The sequence below is a fragment of the Brevundimonas sp. UBA5713 genome (assembly GCF_002419815.1).
GTDB lineage: Bacteria > Pseudomonadota > Alphaproteobacteria > Caulobacterales > Caulobacteraceae > Brevundimonas.
Window position 1 is genome coordinate 19,677 of sequence record NZ_DIGV01000019.1, and the last position, 16,125, is coordinate 35,801.

General features: G+C 63.4%; 17 protein-coding genes and 1 pseudogene. 15 read left to right on the forward strand and 3 right to left on the reverse strand.

The genetic code is table 11. The features are described 5' to 3' along the window. The first annotated feature begins 149 nt into the window (after positions 1–149). On the forward strand, positions 150–1,946 hold the full coding sequence (locus tag B3B04_RS05040; RefSeq protein ID WP_292040520.1) for a M3 family oligoendopeptidase: 1,797 nt from the start codon (positions 150–152) through the stop codon (positions 1,944–1,946). Between the two features lie 21 nt (positions 1,947–1,967). On the opposite strand, the gene B3B04_RS05045 is transcribed toward B3B04_RS05040, so the two are convergent. Then, a complete protein-coding gene (locus tag B3B04_RS05045; protein WP_292040521.1) occupies positions 1,968–3,275 on the reverse strand; it encodes a short-chain fatty acid transporter in 1,308 nt (435 codons plus the stop codon). 126 nt (positions 3,276–3,401) lie between these two features. Between B3B04_RS05045 and B3B04_RS05050 the strand changes: the two genes are divergently transcribed. The 10 genes and pseudogenes from B3B04_RS05050 to B3B04_RS05095 all read left to right on the forward strand — a co-directional run bounded on the left by B3B04_RS05050 (position 3,402) and on the right by B3B04_RS05095 (position 10,031). After that, positions 3,402–4,766 (forward strand): serine hydrolase domain-containing protein, encoded by a 1,365-nt coding sequence (locus tag B3B04_RS05050; protein WP_292040523.1) that lies wholly within the window; start codon positions 3,402–3,404, stop codon positions 4,764–4,766. A gap of 73 nt (positions 4,767–4,839) precedes the next feature. Then, entirely contained in the window at positions 4,840–5,091 is a 252-nt protein-coding gene (locus tag B3B04_RS05055) for an aa3-type cytochrome c oxidase subunit IV (RefSeq protein ID WP_292040525.1), read from the forward strand. 148 nt (positions 5,092–5,239) lie between these two features. Then, positions 5,240–6,372, forward strand: a pseudogene (locus B3B04_RS05060) (Re/Si-specific NAD(P)(+) transhydrogenase subunit alpha). A 2-nt stretch (positions 6,373–6,374) separates the two neighbouring features. After that, entirely contained in the window at positions 6,375–6,689 is a 315-nt protein-coding gene (locus B3B04_RS05065) for an NAD(P) transhydrogenase subunit alpha (protein WP_292040527.1), read from the forward strand. Between the two features lie 2 nt (positions 6,690–6,691). Next, positions 6,692–6,985 (forward strand): hypothetical protein, encoded by a 294-nt coding sequence (locus B3B04_RS05070; RefSeq protein WP_292040529.1) that lies wholly within the window; start codon positions 6,692–6,694, stop codon positions 6,983–6,985. Continuing rightward, positions 6,985–7,269, forward strand: a complete 285-nt coding sequence (locus tag B3B04_RS05075; protein WP_292040530.1) for a hypothetical protein — start codon at positions 6,985–6,987, stop codon at positions 7,267–7,269. The genes B3B04_RS05070 and B3B04_RS05075 overlap by 1 nt, the downstream gene beginning before the upstream one ends. A 22-nt stretch (positions 7,270–7,291) precedes the next feature. Then, positions 7,292–7,660 carry a hypothetical protein gene (locus B3B04_RS05080; protein WP_292040532.1) on the forward strand — a complete coding sequence of 123 codons (369 nt, stop codon included), beginning with the start codon at positions 7,292–7,294 and terminating at the stop codon, positions 7,658–7,660. A 23-nt stretch (positions 7,661–7,683) separates the two neighbouring features. Next, the gene (locus B3B04_RS05085; RefSeq protein ID WP_292040534.1) at positions 7,684–9,102 is read left to right on the forward strand and encodes an NAD(P)(+) transhydrogenase (Re/Si-specific) subunit beta; all 1,419 of its coding nucleotides are present in this window, start codon (positions 7,684–7,686) and stop codon (positions 9,100–9,102) included. A 39-nt stretch (positions 9,103–9,141) separates the two neighbouring features. Then, on the forward strand, positions 9,142–9,570 hold the full coding sequence (locus B3B04_RS05090) for a hypothetical protein (protein WP_292040535.1): 429 nt from the start codon (positions 9,142–9,144) through the stop codon (positions 9,568–9,570). A gap of 83 nt (positions 9,571–9,653) precedes the next feature. Beyond that, positions 9,654–10,031: a cupin domain-containing protein gene (locus B3B04_RS05095; RefSeq protein WP_292040536.1), complete on the forward strand. Its 378-nt coding sequence runs from the start codon at positions 9,654–9,656 to the stop codon at positions 10,029–10,031. Between the two features lie 28 nt (positions 10,032–10,059). On the opposite strand, the gene B3B04_RS05100 is transcribed toward B3B04_RS05095, so the two are convergent. Continuing rightward, complete coding sequence (locus B3B04_RS05100; protein WP_292040537.1) at positions 10,060–10,332, reverse strand: hypothetical protein; 273 nt, start codon at positions 10,330–10,332, stop codon at positions 10,060–10,062. A 99-nt stretch (positions 10,333–10,431) separates the two neighbouring features. Between B3B04_RS05100 and B3B04_RS05105 the strand changes: the two genes are divergently transcribed. Both B3B04_RS05105 and B3B04_RS05110 read left to right on the forward strand, forming a co-directional pair. Then, a complete protein-coding gene (locus B3B04_RS05105) occupies positions 10,432–11,409 on the forward strand; it encodes a helix-turn-helix transcriptional regulator (protein ID WP_292040540.1) in 978 nt (325 codons plus the stop codon). Positions 11,410–11,503: 94 nt separating this feature from the next. Next, positions 11,504–12,946: a hypothetical protein gene (locus B3B04_RS05110; protein WP_292040542.1), complete on the forward strand. Its 1,443-nt coding sequence runs from the start codon at positions 11,504–11,506 to the stop codon at positions 12,944–12,946. Here B3B04_RS05110 and B3B04_RS05115 read toward each other — a convergent pair. Further along, positions 12,943–14,388: a helix-turn-helix domain-containing protein gene (locus tag B3B04_RS05115; protein ID WP_292040543.1), complete on the reverse strand. Its 1,446-nt coding sequence runs from the start codon at positions 14,386–14,388 to the stop codon at positions 12,943–12,945. The genes B3B04_RS05110 and B3B04_RS05115 overlap by 4 nt on opposite strands. A 155-nt stretch (positions 14,389–14,543) precedes the next feature. On the opposite strand from B3B04_RS05115, the gene aceA reads away from it, so the two are divergent. Next, entirely contained in the window at positions 14,544–15,821 is a 1,278-nt protein-coding gene (aceA, locus tag B3B04_RS05120; protein WP_292040545.1) for an isocitrate lyase, read from the forward strand. Between the two features lie 55 nt (positions 15,822–15,876). Further along, positions 15,877–16,086, forward strand: coding sequence for a hypothetical protein (locus B3B04_RS05125; protein WP_292040548.1), 210 nt, complete (start codon positions 15,877–15,879; stop codon positions 16,084–16,086). Positions 16,087–16,125 lie beyond the last annotated feature (39 nt).

Consider the following 16,125-nt stretch of genomic DNA (forward strand, 5'->3'; position numbering starts at 1 on the left):
CAGCGCCGTCAGGTCGTCTTCGGGGCGGTAGGGGCGAATGGTCAGGTGTGTGGGCACGGCGCGTGGCTCTGTCTCTGGGTGTGTCGAATAACAGCGATCCCGCCTTTGCCAGCTTGCGCTGGTCCTGCCCAGCCCCCACAACTAGGGGCATGAACGCGCCCGTTAAGCCGACCGAATTCGCCGACGCCCCTTTGTGGGACCTGTCCGACCTCTATGCCTCGCGCGAGGATGCCCGCATCCAGACTGATCTGGACCGCGCCCGCGATCTGGTGGGGCGCATGAACGTCTATCAGGGCAAGCTGACTGCCCTGTCGGGTGCCGAACTGGGCAAGGTGCTGGACGAGGTCATTCGCCTTTACGAAGAGGCGGGCGAAGTGGTCGGTGGTCTGGGGGCGTATGCTTTTCTGGCCGCCTCGACCAACCGCGAGGATGCCGCCGCCCAGTCGTTTGAAGCGGATCTGCGCGAAAAGCTGACGGCCATCGTCACGCCGACCGTCTGGCTGACGCTGGAAATAAACCAGTTGGACGACGAGGCCGTGAAGGCCGCACTGGCCGCTCATGAACCGGCCCGTAAATGGGAGCCGTGGTTGCGCCGTCTGCGCGCCATGAAGCCGCATGAACTGTCGGAAGAGCTCGAAACCTTTATCGCCGAACAATCGCCGATCCAGGCGCAGTGGCCGCGCCTGTTCGACGAGACCCTGGCCCTGCTGCGCGCCGATGTGGATGGCGAGAAGCTGACCCTGTCCGAAGGCCTCAACCGCCTGACCGACAAGGATGAGGCCAAGCGGGCCGCGGCGGGCAAAGCCCTGACCGAAGCGTTCAATGGCATCACCCGCACCATGGCCATGGTGCTGAACACGGTTGCTGCCGAAAAGGCGCTGGAAGATCGCAAGCGCGGCTTCAAACGCCCCGCCGACAGCCGACATCTGGCCAATGAGGTGCATGGCGAGAGCGTCGATGCCATGGCCGACGCCGTCGCCGAGGCCTATCCGCGCATCGCCCACCGCTATTACGCCCTGAAGGCCAAGCTGATGGGCAAGGACAAGCTGAACCACTGGGACCGCAATGCGCCCATCGGACAGGCGGGGTCAAAAGCTTACGACTGGCAGGGCGGCAAGGATTTGGTGCTCAGCAGCTTTGCCGATCTGGGCGGAGATTTTGCCGAACGCGCGGGCTGGTTCTTTGACCGTCCGTGGATCGATGCGCGTCCGCGTGCGGGCAAGCAGTCGGGGGCCTATTCGCACCCTGTGACGGCGGGTACCCACCCCTATGTCTTCCTGAACTGGATGGGCGAGCGCCGCGACGTGCTGACGCTGGCGCATGAACTGGGCCACGGCGTCCACCAGACGCTGGCGGCGGGGCAGGGCGGTCTGCTGGCCGATACGCCGCTGACGCTGGCCGAGACAGCCTCTATTTTCGCCGAGGGCCTGACGTTCGATCGCCTGCTGTCGGAGGCCACCGACGAGGATCGCCGCGCCCTGCTGGCGGGCCGTATCGAGGACGGGCTGAACACGGTGGTGCGCCAGATCGCCTTCCACCGCTTTGAAACCCGTTTCCATGACGAGCGTGCGCAGGGCGAATTGCCGGTCGAACGCATCAACCAGATCTGGACCGAGGAACTGACGGCCAGCTTGGGTCCGGCGGTAGACCTGACGGGCTATGAGAACTGGTGGGCCTATGTCAGCCACTTCGTTCACTCGCCCTTCTATGTCTACGCCTATGCCTTTGGTGATCTGCTGGTCGCGGCCTTGATGGAAACGCGCGCCAAGGACCCCGAGGCCTTTACGCCGCTGTACCGCGAACTGTTGGCCAATGGCGGCTCCAAAACCTATGTCGAGGCGCTAGAGCCGTTTGGCCTGAACCCGCGCGATCCGGCCTTCTGGACCATCGGCACCAAACGCCTCGAAGGTCTGGTGGACCAGTTCGAGGCGCTGTGCGCCGAGTAAAAGCCCTGTCGGGCTGACCCTCTAGAAAAAGGTCAGCCCGACACCGATGATGGCACCCGTCAGCAGCAGATGCAGGGTGCAGAACCCCATAATATCCTTGGCGCGCAGTCCGGCGATGCCAAGGATGGGCAGGGCCCAGAACGGCTGGACCAGATTGGTCCAGCTGTCGCCCCACGCAATCGCCATCGACACACGCGCGGCATCCACGCCCAGCGCCTCTGCGGCAGGCAGGAAGACAGGGGCCTGAATGGCCCACTGGCCACCGCCTGACGGCACGAAGAAGTTGACGATCCCCGCCGAAATGAATGTCCAGAAGGGCAGAGACTGCGGCGAGGCAATCGCCACGAACAGCGACGAAATCGTCTCCGCCAGTCCCGAATGCAGGATCACCGCCATGATCCCCGCATAGAAGGGGAACTGGATAATGATGCCCGAGCCGCCTTTCACGCCTTCGTTCAGACTGGCCAGCAGATTGCGCGGCTTGCCATGCAGAATGATGGCGAGAAACAGGAACAGGAAGTTGACGATATTCAGCGTCAGCGTGCCGTCGTTCAGGAAATAGTTGAACAGGAAGGCCAGACCGGACACCCCGATCAACAGGCTGAGCACGCGGCTGTCTTCCATCTTTTCGGCCGGGGTCTCGGCTTTGCGTGCGGGTAGTTCAGGCTCTTTCAGCAGTTCGGGATCGACCAGAACCTCTTCACCCTTGCGCGGCATCATCAGCAGATTGACCAGAGGTACCACGACGAACAGGCCCGCCACGATCACCAGATTGAACAGGGCGAAGATGGTTTGGTCAGTGCCGATCACGCCGATAGCGCTTTCGAACGCATGGCCGGGCGTGGCGATGGTCAGCGGGATCGAGCCTGCCAGTCCGCCGTGCCAGACGATGAAGCCGGAATAGGCCGAGGCGACCAGCAGGCGGTAATCGACTGCGACCTTGCGGGCGATGGCCTTGGCGAACAGTGCCCCGATCACCAGTCCAAAGCCCCAGTTGATCCAGCTGGCCGTCAGCGACACATAGCTGACCAGCAGGATGGCAGTGACCGGCGACTTGGCCAGATCGGCCAGACGCTCCAGCAGCCGACGGATCGGCGGGGCTGAAGCCATCATATAGCCGCTGACCAGCACCAGCATCATCTGCATGGCAAAGCTGAGCAGCTCCCAGAAGCCGGTACCCCACATTTCGATAACGGCGAACGGGCTTTGCCCCTCGATACCGACAGCTGCCGCCATGACGATCAGCGTCAGGATGACCACAAAGATATAAGGATCGGGCAGCCAGCGATCGACCAGTCTGACAAGCGGCCTGGCAATGAAATTGAGCATACTTTCCTCCACTTAAGGGGGAGTATTCGCGGAGTTTCGGCTTTAGCGGTAATCAGGATTTCGTGTTGTGTCCCCGTGACCGAACTGTGAGTTGACAGCACGCCGGTCCGCAGGAAGCTTGGCCGGATGAAAGCCCTGTTTTTAGCCCTAAGCGCGGCGGGCCTGCTGGCCGCACCTGTAGCCGTGGCACAGTCCTCGACCGGACTGGCCGCCATCGCTGACCATCCGCCCCAGCAGCGCGCCATGGCCGCTGGCTATAAGGCCCTGACCGTCTGTAGCGCGCTGAAAACCGCCGAGGCCGCAGGCAGTACCCGCTCCCTCGCCAGCATAGAGGCCAATGAGCTGTCGGGCATCTATCCCGAACTGCAACCGATCATCGACCATCTGACCGCCGAGGTCTCCGACCACGAGGTGCGCGTGGCATGGGATGCCTCCGCGCCCGCCCGTGTCGCCAGCTATCGGTCGGGGCAGGGCTGTGTGATCCAGCCCATGGGCTATGTGTCGGGCACACCTCTGGCTCCCGTCGCACGTCGCACTCAGGCTGAAGACCTGCCAACCGGTACCGTATCTGGCGATGCGGCTGGTGTGGATCAGGTGATCCGCAGCGCACTGGATCAGACCTATGGCGCGGGCACCAACACCACGGGCGTGGTCATCCTGCAAAACGGCCAGCGGGTGGCGGAGGCCTATAAGGACGGCTTTGGCCCCCACGTACCCCAGCGCACATGGTCGGTGGCCAAGAGCATTGCGGGCACGCTGATCGGTGCCGCCGTGCATCGCGGAGAGTTATCTGTCAGCGATCGAGCCCCCATCGCCAACTGGCAGGTGGCGGGCGATCCGCGCGCGGCCATCACGGTCGAAAGCCTGATGCGTATGGCGTCGGGCCTGACCAGCGACACGGCGGGCAACCGCACCGACGGCATCTATTTCGGTGGCACCACGGCGGATGAACAGGCTCCGTCGTGGCCGCTGCTGCATCCGGTGGGCAGCACCTATCGCTACGCCAACAATGATACCTTGCTGGCGGTGATGTCGATTGCCGAAGGGTTCAAGGCGAATCCGCCTTCGGCCTTTTTCGACCGTCTGGGCATGACCCACACCTTTGCCGAGACCGACTGGCGCGGAAACTTCATCCTGTCGTCTCAGGTCTGGACCACGGCGCGTGATCTGTCGCGACTGGGGCAGCTCTATCTGAATGACGGTGTATGGGAGGGCGAGCGCCTGTTGCCCCAAGGGTGGGGGCGGTTCGTCTCCGATCCTTCGGGGCCGCAGCCGCCGACCGGAAACTTCGGCTATGGCGCGACCTTCTGGGTTCTGAACCGCTCCGAAGGCGTGCCTGCGGACACCTATGCCGCCTTTGGCAATCGCGGCCAGTACGTGGTGATTGTGCCCAGCCGACAGGTCGTTATCGTGCGCCGTGGCGAGGATCCGGCAGGTCATGCCTTCGACATTGCGGCCTTCACCCGCGACCTATTGGCCAAGCTAGATTGAACGAAGGTCTTGAGCCGCCCGAACGGGACGCTATAAGACCCAACAAAATACTGACTCATTTACCGGAAGTCCTATGGCTGACCAGCACGCTGAAACCGCCCACGACCACGTTCACGGCCAGATGGAAATCTCGGCTCAGGTCACGATGTTCGATCTGTTCATCGAGATGACTAAGTGGTGCTCGCTGGGCGTTGCCGCCCTCGTGGTGTTTCTGGTGGTGTGGTTCGCCGTTGGCGCTGGCTTCCTGCCGGCCCTGATTTCGGCTGTAGTGCTGACCGCCATTGGCGTGGTCGTACTGCGCAAGAAGAAAGACGCAGCCCACTAAAACGGGCCGCTGTCCCTATCTGATCTAAAGAGCCCGCCGGTCCTGCCGGTGGGCTTTTTTCTTGTCCGCGCCGGATCATGGCTTGCGCGGTCGGCCTTCTTGTCTAACGTTGATATGTGTGAGGCGGGGAAGATCGGGAGCAAGGCCCTTGGCAGTTGCCATTGCTGTTACGCGTGAACGCCGAGAGGGAGAGACGCGCTGTGCCGTCACTCCGGAGACGGTCAAGAAGCTGGTCGCCTTGGATGCCAGCGTCGCGATCGAGGCCGGAACGGGTCTCGGCTCGTCGATTCCCGATCATGAGTTCGAGGCGGCAGGTGCCACGGTGCGGCCCGATCTGGGCTCGGTGCTGGCAGGGGCCGACATCGTGTTGAAGGTGCGCGCTCCGACGTCAGCGGAAATCAGCGCCCTGAAACCCGGTGCCGTGGTGATCGGCATGCTGGACGCCTATCGTGAAAAGGCGACGGTGGAGGCTTTGCGCGGGGCACAATCCACGGCCTTTGCCATGGAGTTCGTGCCCCGCATCACCCGCGCGCAGGTGATGGACGTGCTGTCGTCACAGGCGAACCTTGCGGGCTATCGCGCGGTGATCGAGGCCGCTTCCGAATATGATCGCGGCTTTCCCATGATGATGACGGCGGCAGGCACGGTGGCGGCGGCCAAGGTGTTTGTCATGGGCGCCGGCGTAGCGGGGCTTCAGGCCATTGCCACGGCGCGGCGTCTGGGTGCGGTGGTTACCGCCACCGATGTGCGCCCCGCCGCCAAGGAACAAGTCGAAAGCCTCGGGGCCAAATTCATCGCCGTCGAGGACCAGGAGTTCAAAGCCGCCGAGACGGCGGGCGGCTATGCCAAATCCATGTCCGCCGAATATCAGGCCAAACAGGCCGAGCTGACGGCCAGCCACATCGTCAAACAGGATGTGGTGATCACGACCGCCCTGATCCCCGGTCGGCAGGCCCCGACTTTGGTTACGCGCGACCATGTGGCCTCGATGAAGGCGGGCTCGGTTATCGTTGATCTGGCCGTCGAGGCGGGCGGCAATGTCGAGGGATCGCGGCTGGATACGGTGGTCACCACGAACAATGGCGTGCGCATCGTCGGCTGGGCGAATCTGGCGGGACGTATCGCCGCAGACGCCAGCGCCCTTTATGCGCGCAATCTATTCGCCTTCTTGGGACTGATCATCAAGGATGGAGCCTTGGTGATTGATCAGGATGATGAAATTCTCACCGCTGCTGTCGTCACACACGCGGGGAAGTGGTGCATCAGGGACTGAAGGGCTGAGCATGGAACATGTCGATCCCACCGTCTTTCGTCTGGCCATCTTCGTCTTGGCCATATTCGTCGGCTATTATGTGGTCTGGAGTGTCACTCCGGCCCTGCACACGCCGCTGATGGCGGTCACCAATGCGATCTCATCGGTGATCATTGTCGGGGGCTTGATGGCCGCGGCGGCGCTGACGGTGGACGGCGGCTCCGGTGGCTGGATCGCCAAGGCCGCTGGCATTGCAGCGGTCACCTTGGCCAGTGTGAACATATTTGGCGGCTTCATGGTCACGCGGCGTATGCTGGCCATGTACCGCAAGAAGGACAGACGTTGAGTATGAGTGGATTTGATCCGGCCATGGTGGCGATCTCGGCCATGGCCTTGAGTGTGGCAGCGGTTCTGTTGCTGACGGTGTTCTCGTCGCGACTGAGCCCCGGCGTGCGTGCCGGACTGCAGAAGGTATTGGGGGTCGGCTATCCGCTGGCCGTCGGCGTGTGTTTTGCGGCCCTGTCGTATCGCGCCTATCAGGAAGGAAACGACACCTCGATGTACGGCTTTGCCGTGGGCGGTGCGGCCATGGTGTTTCTGGCCATCCGGTCCCAGCGCCGCCGTCAGGCAGGCAAGAACTGATGACCATCGCTGGCGAACCCTGGGCCCTGATCTTGGCCCGCCTGATGGTTCTCTACGGCTTTGGCCTGTGGGGGTGGGGCTGGTTCAAGGCAAGATCCCCCATCATCCGTCAGCGTTTTCACGACTGCGGCACGATGATCGTCATATCGGCGACACTGGCGATGTATTTCTTGCGTGACAGAGAACTCAATTTTCTGGATTGGGTAATCGTCATGCTTGGCCCGCTGTTCATCGTCGCTGCCCTGTGGCGACTGTCCCGCACCCAGCCGCACATCAAGTCATAAAAACTCAGTCGAGTATCCGAGAATGAAGACCTTTGTTTCGACCGCCGCCCTGATCCTGAGCCTGACCGCTGCTGGTGCCGTTTCGGCCCAGCCGAAGGAAGTGGCCGGTGACCTGAAGGGCGGTCTGGATTGGGCCGTGGCTGCGCCGCAGGGCGCATCGTGGACCCTGGATTGCCGCTTCCGTCCGGTCACCCTGCGCGGCGTGTATCAAAACCGCATGCAGGTTTCGGGCACCGGCCCGCAACGCGGCAATCTGCCGACCGATAACGGCAGCTGCACCCTGACCAAGACCGGCGGTGACGGCAACGTCGGCGTCGCCCTGGTCAAGGACGGCAAGCCCACCGCCGCAGGCAGCACGGGTGCTGCACCGGCGGTCATCAACGTCTTTTAAGGCAACTCCATGAGGGGGAGGGGATGAAGGCATCACTTGCGGCTTTGGCCTATCTGGCGGCGGGGGTGTTGTTCATCCTCTCCCTTCGTGGCCTCTCCAGCCCTGAAACCAGCCGACGCGGCAATCTGCTTGGCATGGTGGGTATGGCGCTGGCAGTCGGCGTCACCCTCTTCCTCATGGGTTCCCAAGGCCTGTTGGACCCGCTGACACTGGGTCTGATGGCTGCGGGTGTGGTGGTGGGCGGCGGGGCAGGCGCCGTGATCGCCAATCGCGTGCCGATGACGGCCATGCCGCAGCTGGTGGCGGCGTTTCACTCTCTGGTCGGTCTGGCGGCCTGTCTGGTCGCTGTGGGTGCGGTCTATGCGCCCGAAGCTTTCAACATCCAGACTGTGGCGGGCGGTATCAAGACCCTGTCTCTGGTCGAACTCAGCCTCGGCGTGGCCATCGGGGCCATTACCTTTACCGGCTCGGTTATCGCCTTCGCCAAGTTGAACGGCAATATGAGCGGTGCGCCGATTCTGTTGCCCTCGCGCCATCTGATCAATCTGGCGCTGGCGGCGGCGCTGGTATTCCTGATCGGCATATTGATCGGCACGGGGGGCACGGCAGTCTGGGCTTTTTGGGCGGTGTTCGGCATCAGTCTGATTTTGGGCGTCACCCTGATCATCCCTATTGGCGGGGCCGACATGCCGGTGGTGGTGTCCATGCTGAACTCCTACTCCGGCTGGGCCGCAGCGGCGCTGGGCTTTACGCTGGAGAACATCGCCCTGATCATCACGGGCGCTCTGGTCGGTTCCTCGGGTGCGATCCTCAGCTACATCATGTGCAAGGGGATGAACCGCAGCTTCATCAGCGTCATCCTCGGCGGATTTGGTGCGGATGCGTCCGCTGCCTCTGGAGATGGCCGCGTGAAGACGCGCCCCGTCAAACAGGGCAGTGCCGACGACGCCGCCTTCATTATGAAGAATGCCTCCAAGGTCATCATCGTGCCGGGCTATGGCATGGCGGTTGCGCAGGCCCAGCATGCCCTTCGCGAAATGGCCGACAAGCTGAAGGAAGAGGGTGTGGAGGTGAAATACGCCATCCACCCCGTGGCCGGACGTATGCCGGGCCACATGAATGTGCTGCTGGCCGAGGCCAATGTGCCGTACGATGAGGTGTTTGAGCTGGAAGACATCAACTCCGAGTTCGCCTCTGCCGATGTGGCCTTTGTCATCGGGGCCAATGATGTGACCAACCCTGCCGCCAAGACCGATCCCCAAAGCCCGATCTTCGGCATGCCTATCCTCGATGTCGATAAGGCGGGCACGGTGCTGTTCGTCAAACGCGGCATGGCGGCGGGTTATGCGGGCGTCGAGAACGAGCTGTTCTTCCGCGACAACACCATGATGCTGTTCGCCGACGCCAAGAAGATGGTCGAGGGTATCGTCAAAGGTCTTTAGGTGCCGAGAACCGGCGGCACGGGCGGGCGTTTGGCCTGTATGAGCGCTCGCCTGTCTGTCCCTCGCCATCCGGTCTGGCTGTTTGCCGTTACGGTGCTGGCCGCCTGTTCGGCCATGGTGCCGGTGCATGTTGCCAGAACGCTGGCGCAGCCCGTGGCCACCTTTGGCCTGAGCGCCGAGCAGCCGGAACGGGCCTGCGTCGAGCACCTCGGCGTATCGCGCAGTCATGACCAGCCCATCTGGTCCCTCGACGCCAAACGCGGGTGCCGCACGGTGCGGCAACTGGCCTATGGCGAGGTACCGGATGGCTTTGTGCAATCGGGACAGGCCGCGCCTTTACAAGCGGATCAGACCTATCTGGTCAGGGCGTCGGGGCGTTCGAAATCCGCGCTATCGGCCGTGCCGTGGACTTGGGCAGGGTATTATCGCTTCGAAAACGGGCAGTGGAAGGCTGTGGTCCAGCCATAAGGCCGCGCCCTCGGTGCGGCTTGGCACCGCATAGCGGATCATCTTATAGCTGAGCTTGAGACACCGCACGGGTAACGCGATCCATGAGCGACGGCGACGACGATTTCACGGCCGACGAGGTTGCGATGAACCTTGGCCTCGCGCCGCATCCGGCGGGCGGTTTCTATCGCATTTTGCCGGGGCAGGAGGCGGATGCAGAAAAGATCGCCTCCTATCGTTTGATCTGCGCCGATCAGGACCCGCAGTGGGTGCCTATGGACGGCGAGGAAATGTGGACGGCCTATATGGGTGCGCCGCTGGTTCTGGAAATCGCGACCGGAGGACCGGTTATGCGCGAGGCCTCAAAGGCAGGAGACGGTCACTGGATGACGGCTCCGTCGGGGGCTTGGGTGCGGCTGGTGCCGCAGGGGCCCTGGACGCTGGCGGGGCGGATCGCGAAGCCGGATCCGCTCGTCCACTAAAGCCCCTGCGAAGCGGGACCGCTGGCCATCAGGCGGCCAGGGCCGCTGCACTGCGGAACTCGTCCCACATGGCATCTTCTTCGGAATAATGACCCATGGGGGCGCAGATCACGTCCACGACCTGTTCTTCCTGACGGTCCCAGATGACGGCCAGATCCGCCTCGGTCTCGCACGGCACGATCAGATAGCGATCGGCAAACGACTTGCGCTCGAACGGACGCAGGGTCGGTGCGGCGGCGTAGGGGCTTTGGGCAGCGCGATCCATCTGGGCTTTGGCGGTGCGGGCGAACGAGAAGGCCATTTGTGAAAAACTCCTGCTGGGAGGCGTCTGCCTCTTGCTGACAGGATGGTTATGCGACAGCATTGCGTCAGATACGGACGCACCTCTGTGGAGAGTTTCATGCGGCACGATAAGGCGGCGATGGTCATCGATCTGGCGCGCGGGATGGCGGCCAGCGCCGAGGGCCTGACCATCAACGACATGGCCGGCCAGTTGGGCGTGGGGCGCCGTACCGCAGAGCGTATGCGCGATGCGGTCCTGATGCTGTTTCCGCAGGCCGAGGAAATCAGCGACCCGCCGACCAAGCGTTGGCGCATCCGTGGCGGCCTGTCGGCGTTCGAGCAGGCCCCGACGGCGACGGAGATGCTGGAGCTGACCAAGGCGGCAGCCGCCCTGCACGCGGCGGGCGACCCTTCACGGGCGGCGGCGCTGGAAAGCCTTGAGCGCAAGATCAAGGCAGCCATGCGCTCGACCACGCTGAACCGGATGGCCCCCGATCTGGAGGCTCTGGTGCGCGCCGAAACGATCGCCGTGCAGGCCGGCCCGCGTCCCGGTGCCGATGAAACGGTGCTGACCACCATCCGCAATGCCATCCTGTCGGAAAGCCCGCTGAACTTTATCTATTCGCGACCGGGAGCGGATGCGCGCACCCGCACCGTCACGCCGTGCGGGCTGATGTTCGGACGGGCCAACTATCTGGTGGCCTATGATCCGGCCAGCGAGCGCATCCAGACCTTCCGTCTGGACCGTATGAGCAGCGTCATGACGGGCGAGGGGATGGCCCGTCCGCCCGCCGATTTCGATCTGGCCGCCTTCGCCACCCAGTCGTTCGGCATCTATCAGGACCAGATCGAGGATGTGGTCCTGCGGATCGCGCCGGAGGCGGCGCAGGAAGCGCGAGGCTGGCGCTGGCACCCGACGCAGTCACTGGAGGATCAGGCCGACGGCTCTGTCATCGTGCGTTTCCGCGCCTCGGGCATGCGCGAACTGGCGTGGCACCTGTTCAGCTGGAGCGGTACCGCCACTATCGTCCAGCCCGAACGGCTGAAACAGGTCATGGCCGAGGAGCTGGAAAAGGCGCGACATACCATCGCCTGAAAGGAACCCGCATCGTGCCTTGCTGATTTGTAAGCTGACAACGGGGGCGGCATCCGGTGACGGTGTCGGTGACGGTTTTAACATGAGGTGGCCTTTGAACATTCGCTCCGGACGGGCGGCGGCTGCGGCTTCGGTCGCGGCTTTGATGACGGCCCTGATTACGGCCTGTGCGCCCCTGCCGCCGATTGAGCGTGGCGGGCCGCCTGCGGCCAGCGCCAGTGTGCTGCGTCAGGGCGAGACCCTTCATCTGCAATACAGTCTGGACCGCGATGCCGCCGTCTGGGCCTTCTATGACTCGGCCCTGATGAGCGAGGTGCGCGAGCCGTGGCGTCCGCGCCAATGGCGGGTGCTGACCCCCGGCGTCGTGCTGGATCGGGCAGGACACTACGACATTTTACGCAGCGATGACGGCGGTCCGGTGCCGCGCACGGTGGATATCCAGATCACGCCCCGCGCGGTGGATCTGGAGGCGGAATACCCGACGCTTAAATTCTCCAACGGTGCGGTGGCACTGCCCACGCGGCAGATGACGGTCTTTCCGATGGACAGTGCGGACGAGGTGGCGGCCCTGCCGTCAGACCTGAATGGTGTGGACCTGCCCACTGGCCCGACGCGCGTGCACTGGCGTGATGAAGCGGGGCCACTGCTGTATGCGGCGGTGCGCCGCCCAGAACTGATTACCCAGTTCGAGCGCTCCTATGTGCTGCTGGGCGATGCCGACGTGACTAGCGGAGACGGTCTGACGGCGGTTATCGATCCGGCCCTGCCCCAATGGATGGCGAGCGCGCTGGCCACTGCTGCGCCCGCAACGGGACAATGGTATCGGCAGCGACTGGGGCCAGCGAATGCCGAGGCGGAAAATCCGGTGCTGATGGCGGCATGGAACGGCCCGACCCGACGCATGACCAGTATGAGTGGCAGCGTCTTGCCTGGACTGATCGTCATGAATTTCGAAGGTTCGGGCATCACAGAGCCAAATGATGAAATCCGCGAGCGTTCATTGTGGTTCATCGCGCATGAAGCTGCCCACTTCTGGCTGGGCCAGACGGTGCGTTACGAGTTCGCCCGCGATGCGTGGATCACCGAGGGCGGGGCCGATATGATGGCGGTGCGAGCACTGAAGGCGCGCGATCCGGCCTATGACGAAACGGCCGAACTCCAGACCGAGATCGATGACTGTGTTAAATATGCCCGTCAGCCCATCGCCACTGCGGGCGAGCGTGGCGAGCACCGCGCCTATTATGCCTGCGGGGCCGTGTTCGCCATGGCCGCAGAGGCGGCTGAGCGCAGGCGCACAGGCGGCGACTTCATCGACTTTATTCGCCCGCTAATCGACGCCAACCGCCGTGACGGTGTGCTGACGGTGCAAGAGTGGATGGCCCACTTTGCCGCGCGCGGAGGTCGCCCCGAGGTGGCCAGCCTGCTGCTGGACATGATCAATCGGGGTGCCACCGATCCGCAGGCTGCTGTCATGGCGGTGCTGTCCGACTGGCCAACCCGCCGAGTCGGTGATCGCGTCATCCTCGGCCAGGCTTAGGCCTGCGCAAACGGGTAGGGGCTCAGCGACTTTGCCCAGTCGTCGACGGCCAGCGGGCGGTCGATAGGCGCAGCCGCGCGCTCGGCGCACGGATGGCGGTGGCACAGTCGACAGGCAGGACCGATAGGCGTGACGTCGGGATGGTTCAGGTCCAGTCCCTGGGCATAGATCAGGCGGTGGGCGTGTTGCAGTTCACAACCCATGCCGATGGCGAGGTCTTGGGCATCGCCAAAGCCGTCGCGGCCCTGACGCTCGACCGTGCGGGCAAAGGTGAACCAGCGGCCACCGGGCTTGCCGTCCTGTCCCGGCGTTTCGATGATCTGGGTGATGATGCGCCCCGGTGTGCGGAACGCCGAGTGCAGCCGCCAGCGCGGGCAGGCCCCGCCAAAGCGCGAGAAGGGAAATGCGCCGGTCGCATAGCGTTTGGAGATGTTGCCCGCTTGATCCACCCGCATCAGGAAGAAGGGCACGCCACGGGCCGAGGGCCGCGACAGGGTCGTCAGGCGGTGGGCCACCTGTTCATAGGAGACGCCAAATCTTGCGGCCAACCGGTTGAGGTCATAGCGGCTTTCTTCGGCGGCGCGGTGGAACGCGCCATAGGGCATCAGGATGGCGGCGGCCAAGGTGTTGGTCAGGGCCACCTTCAACAGATTGCGCGTGGCCGCATCAGGGGCACCCGCGTCATCGGCCATGGCATTCAGCGCGCTGCCGTGTTCGGACAGGGCCAGTTGATAGGCGACGGCAAAGGCGCGCGATGACGGGCCGAGGCTCTCACTGAGCAACAGGCGACGGCGGTGCAGATCAAAACGCCGCGTCCATTCCACCATCACATCGGCGGGCACGGTGCGCACCGTCAGTCCATGGGTGACAGCCAATCGGTGGCGGGCGGTGACTTCAAACCCTTCGGCGTGGGGCGGGCGGTCCTGCGACAGCTGGTGGGCCAAAGCCTCGCCCATCTGGTCCAGATCGGGGAAGTGGTTGCCGCGCGATTGCACATATTCACGCACCCAGTCGGCAGGCGCGGCATCGTCCAGACCATCGCCCTGTTCGGCGGCCGCGCGGGCGCGTGCGCGCTGGTCATCGAACGCCTGATACAGGCGCAACAGGGCCTCGGCGACAGCAGGGGCTTCCTCTACCACCTGCATCAGCTCGTGGCGCGGTGCCGACACGCCTTTGAAGACGGGATCGGCCAGGATTTCGTTCAGTCGCGCCTCATCGATGGCACCCGCCTGATTGAGGGTGCGCAGGTCAACGTCATAGGTCTCTGCCAGTCTGAGCAGCAGTTGCGCCGAGACGGGGCGTTGGTTGCGCTCGATGTGGTTCAGATAGGACGGCGACACGCCAAGGTCTTCGGCCATAGCCGTCTGGGTCAGGCCCAGATCGCGGCGCAGCCGTTTCAGACGCGCCCCGAGAAAGAGTTTGCGGTCGGCATTGTCCTGCATGTCTCTGTTAGGTCATATTGTGACTAACTTCGTCAAGTCATATTCTGACTAAGTGACTTTAAAGTCGGCTGTCGGCCTGTGTCTTTTGTGACTGGGGTGTGTTCTTTGACCTGTGAGGCGGTTGTGACCGCGCCAACGCAGAAAACGAGAACGCCATGACGACCTTCGCTGATCTGGTTCCCGCACCCCAGGGCCGCTTTGACGGCATTGAACGCCCGTACACCCCCGAGGATGTTCTGCGTCTGCGCGGCTCGGTGCCGATCACCCATACCTTGGCCGAACGCGGTGCCAACCGTCTGTGGGAACTGCTGCACTCGGAACCCTACATCAACGCTCTGGGTGCTGTGACCGGTAATCAGGCCATGCAGATGGTCCGCGCGGGTCTAAAGGCCATCTATCTGTCGGGCTGGCAGGTCGCTGCCGACGCCAACACCGCCAGCGCCATGTATCCGGACCAATCGCTGTATCCGGCCAATGCTGCGCCGGAACTGTGCCGCCGCATCAACCGCACCCTGCAACGCGCCGACCAGATCGAGCATGCCGAGGGTGGTGCCAAGCGCGACTGGTTCTCCCCGATCGTGGCTGACGCCGAAGCCGGTTTCGGTGGTCCGCTGAACAGCTTCGAAATCATGAAGGCCTTCATCGAGGCCGGAGCGGCTGGCGTTCACTTCGAGGACCAGCTGGCTTCCGAGAAGAAGTGCGGCCACCTGGGTGGCAAGGTCCTGATCCCGACCCAAGCCCACGAGCGCAACCTGATCGCGGCCCGTCTGGCTGCCGACGTTTGCGGCACCCCGACCCTGACGGTTGCCCGTACCGACGCTGAATCGGCCCAGCTGATCACCTCGGACATCGACGAGCGCGACCACCCGTTCATTGACCGCGAGAACCGCACGCCGGAAGGCTTCTACCGTCTTAAGGAAGGCACCGGCCTTGAGCATTGCATCGCCCGTGGCCTTTCCTACGCCAAATATGCCGATCTGCTGTGGTGGGAGACCTCGCACCCTGATCTGGATGACGCCAAGAAGTTCGCAGAAGCTGTCCAGAAGAAGTATCCGGGCAAGCTGATGGCCTACAACTGCTCGCCGTCGTTCAACTGGGAAGCCAAGCTGGACAAGGAAACCATCGCCAAGTTCCAGCGTGAACTGGGTGCCATGGGTTACAAGTTCCAGTTCGTGACGCTGGCCGGTTTCCACAGCCTGAACAACGGCATGTTCGAACTGGCCTCGGGCTACCGCGACCGTGGCATGGCGGCTTACTCGGAGCTGCAACAGCGCGAATTCGCCAACGAAGCCCAAGGCTACACCGCCACCCGCCACCAGCGCGAAGTCGGCACCGGCTATTTCGACGATGTCGCCACGGTCATCTCGCAAGGCCAGTCCTCGACCACCGCGCTGAAGGACTCGACCGAGACGGCCCAGTTCAACGCCGCCTAATCCCCCACGGGAGCCGGCCTGTTCCGGCTCCCACTTCCTGAAAAGGAGAGACCTGATGACGACCTATAACAGCCCCCGCGCGATCATTGACTACTGCCTCGCGCCGCTTGAACTTGATGCGGGTGCCGACACGACGCAGGAAGTGCGCCGTCGTCTGGAGCACGTCATCAAGACTTTTCAGGCCAAGGCGTCCGTGCCCCTGAGCGTGGATTTCTCTTCCATGCCCAGTCAGGTGATCAACGAAGCCGCCCACGGCTACGAATAAGCCAAACCTCTCCCTGAAACGGCAGCCCGTCTGAGTGAT

Excerpts from the sequence above, each read along its gene's own strand:
- B3B04_RS05125 (WP_292040548.1), top strand. The coding sequence starts at position 15,877 with ATGACGACCTATAACAGCCCCCGCGCGATCATTGACTACTGCCTCGCG.
- B3B04_RS05045 (WP_292040521.1), bottom strand. The coding sequence starts at position 3,275 with ATGCTCAATTTCATTGCCAGGCCGCTTGTCAGACTGGTCGATCGCTGG.
- B3B04_RS05095 (WP_292040536.1), top strand. The coding sequence starts at position 9,654 with ATGAGCGACGGCGACGACGATTTCACGGCCGACGAGGTTGCGATGAAC.
- B3B04_RS05085 (WP_292040534.1), top strand. The coding sequence starts at position 7,684 with ATGAAGGCATCACTTGCGGCTTTGGCCTATCTGGCGGCGGGGGTGTTG.
- B3B04_RS05050 (WP_292040523.1), top strand. The coding sequence starts at position 3,402 with ATGAAAGCCCTGTTTTTAGCCCTAAGCGCGGCGGGCCTGCTGGCCGCA.
- B3B04_RS05115 (WP_292040543.1), bottom strand. The coding sequence starts at position 14,388 with ATGCAGGACAATGCCGACCGCAAACTCTTTCTCGGGGCGCGTCTGAAA.
- B3B04_RS05070 (WP_292040529.1), top strand. The coding sequence starts at position 6,692 with ATGAGTGGATTTGATCCGGCCATGGTGGCGATCTCGGCCATGGCCTTG.
- B3B04_RS05080 (WP_292040532.1), top strand. The coding sequence starts at position 7,292 with ATGAAGACCTTTGTTTCGACCGCCGCCCTGATCCTGAGCCTGACCGCT.
- B3B04_RS05065 (WP_292040527.1), top strand. The coding sequence starts at position 6,375 with ATGGAACATGTCGATCCCACCGTCTTTCGTCTGGCCATCTTCGTCTTG.
- aceA (WP_292040545.1), top strand. The coding sequence starts at position 14,544 with ATGACGACCTTCGCTGATCTGGTTCCCGCACCCCAGGGCCGCTTTGAC.
- B3B04_RS05090 (WP_292040535.1), top strand. The coding sequence starts at position 9,142 with ATGAGCGCTCGCCTGTCTGTCCCTCGCCATCCGGTCTGGCTGTTTGCC.
- B3B04_RS05100 (WP_292040537.1), bottom strand. The coding sequence starts at position 10,332 with ATGGCCTTCTCGTTCGCCCGCACCGCCAAAGCCCAGATGGATCGCGCT.
- B3B04_RS05055 (WP_292040525.1), top strand. The coding sequence starts at position 4,840 with ATGGCTGACCAGCACGCTGAAACCGCCCACGACCACGTTCACGGCCAG.
- B3B04_RS05040 (WP_292040520.1), top strand. The coding sequence starts at position 150 with ATGAACGCGCCCGTTAAGCCGACCGAATTCGCCGACGCCCCTTTGTGG.
- B3B04_RS05105 (WP_292040540.1), top strand. The coding sequence starts at position 10,432 with ATGCGGCACGATAAGGCGGCGATGGTCATCGATCTGGCGCGCGGGATG.
- B3B04_RS05075 (WP_292040530.1), top strand. The coding sequence starts at position 6,985 with ATGACCATCGCTGGCGAACCCTGGGCCCTGATCTTGGCCCGCCTGATG.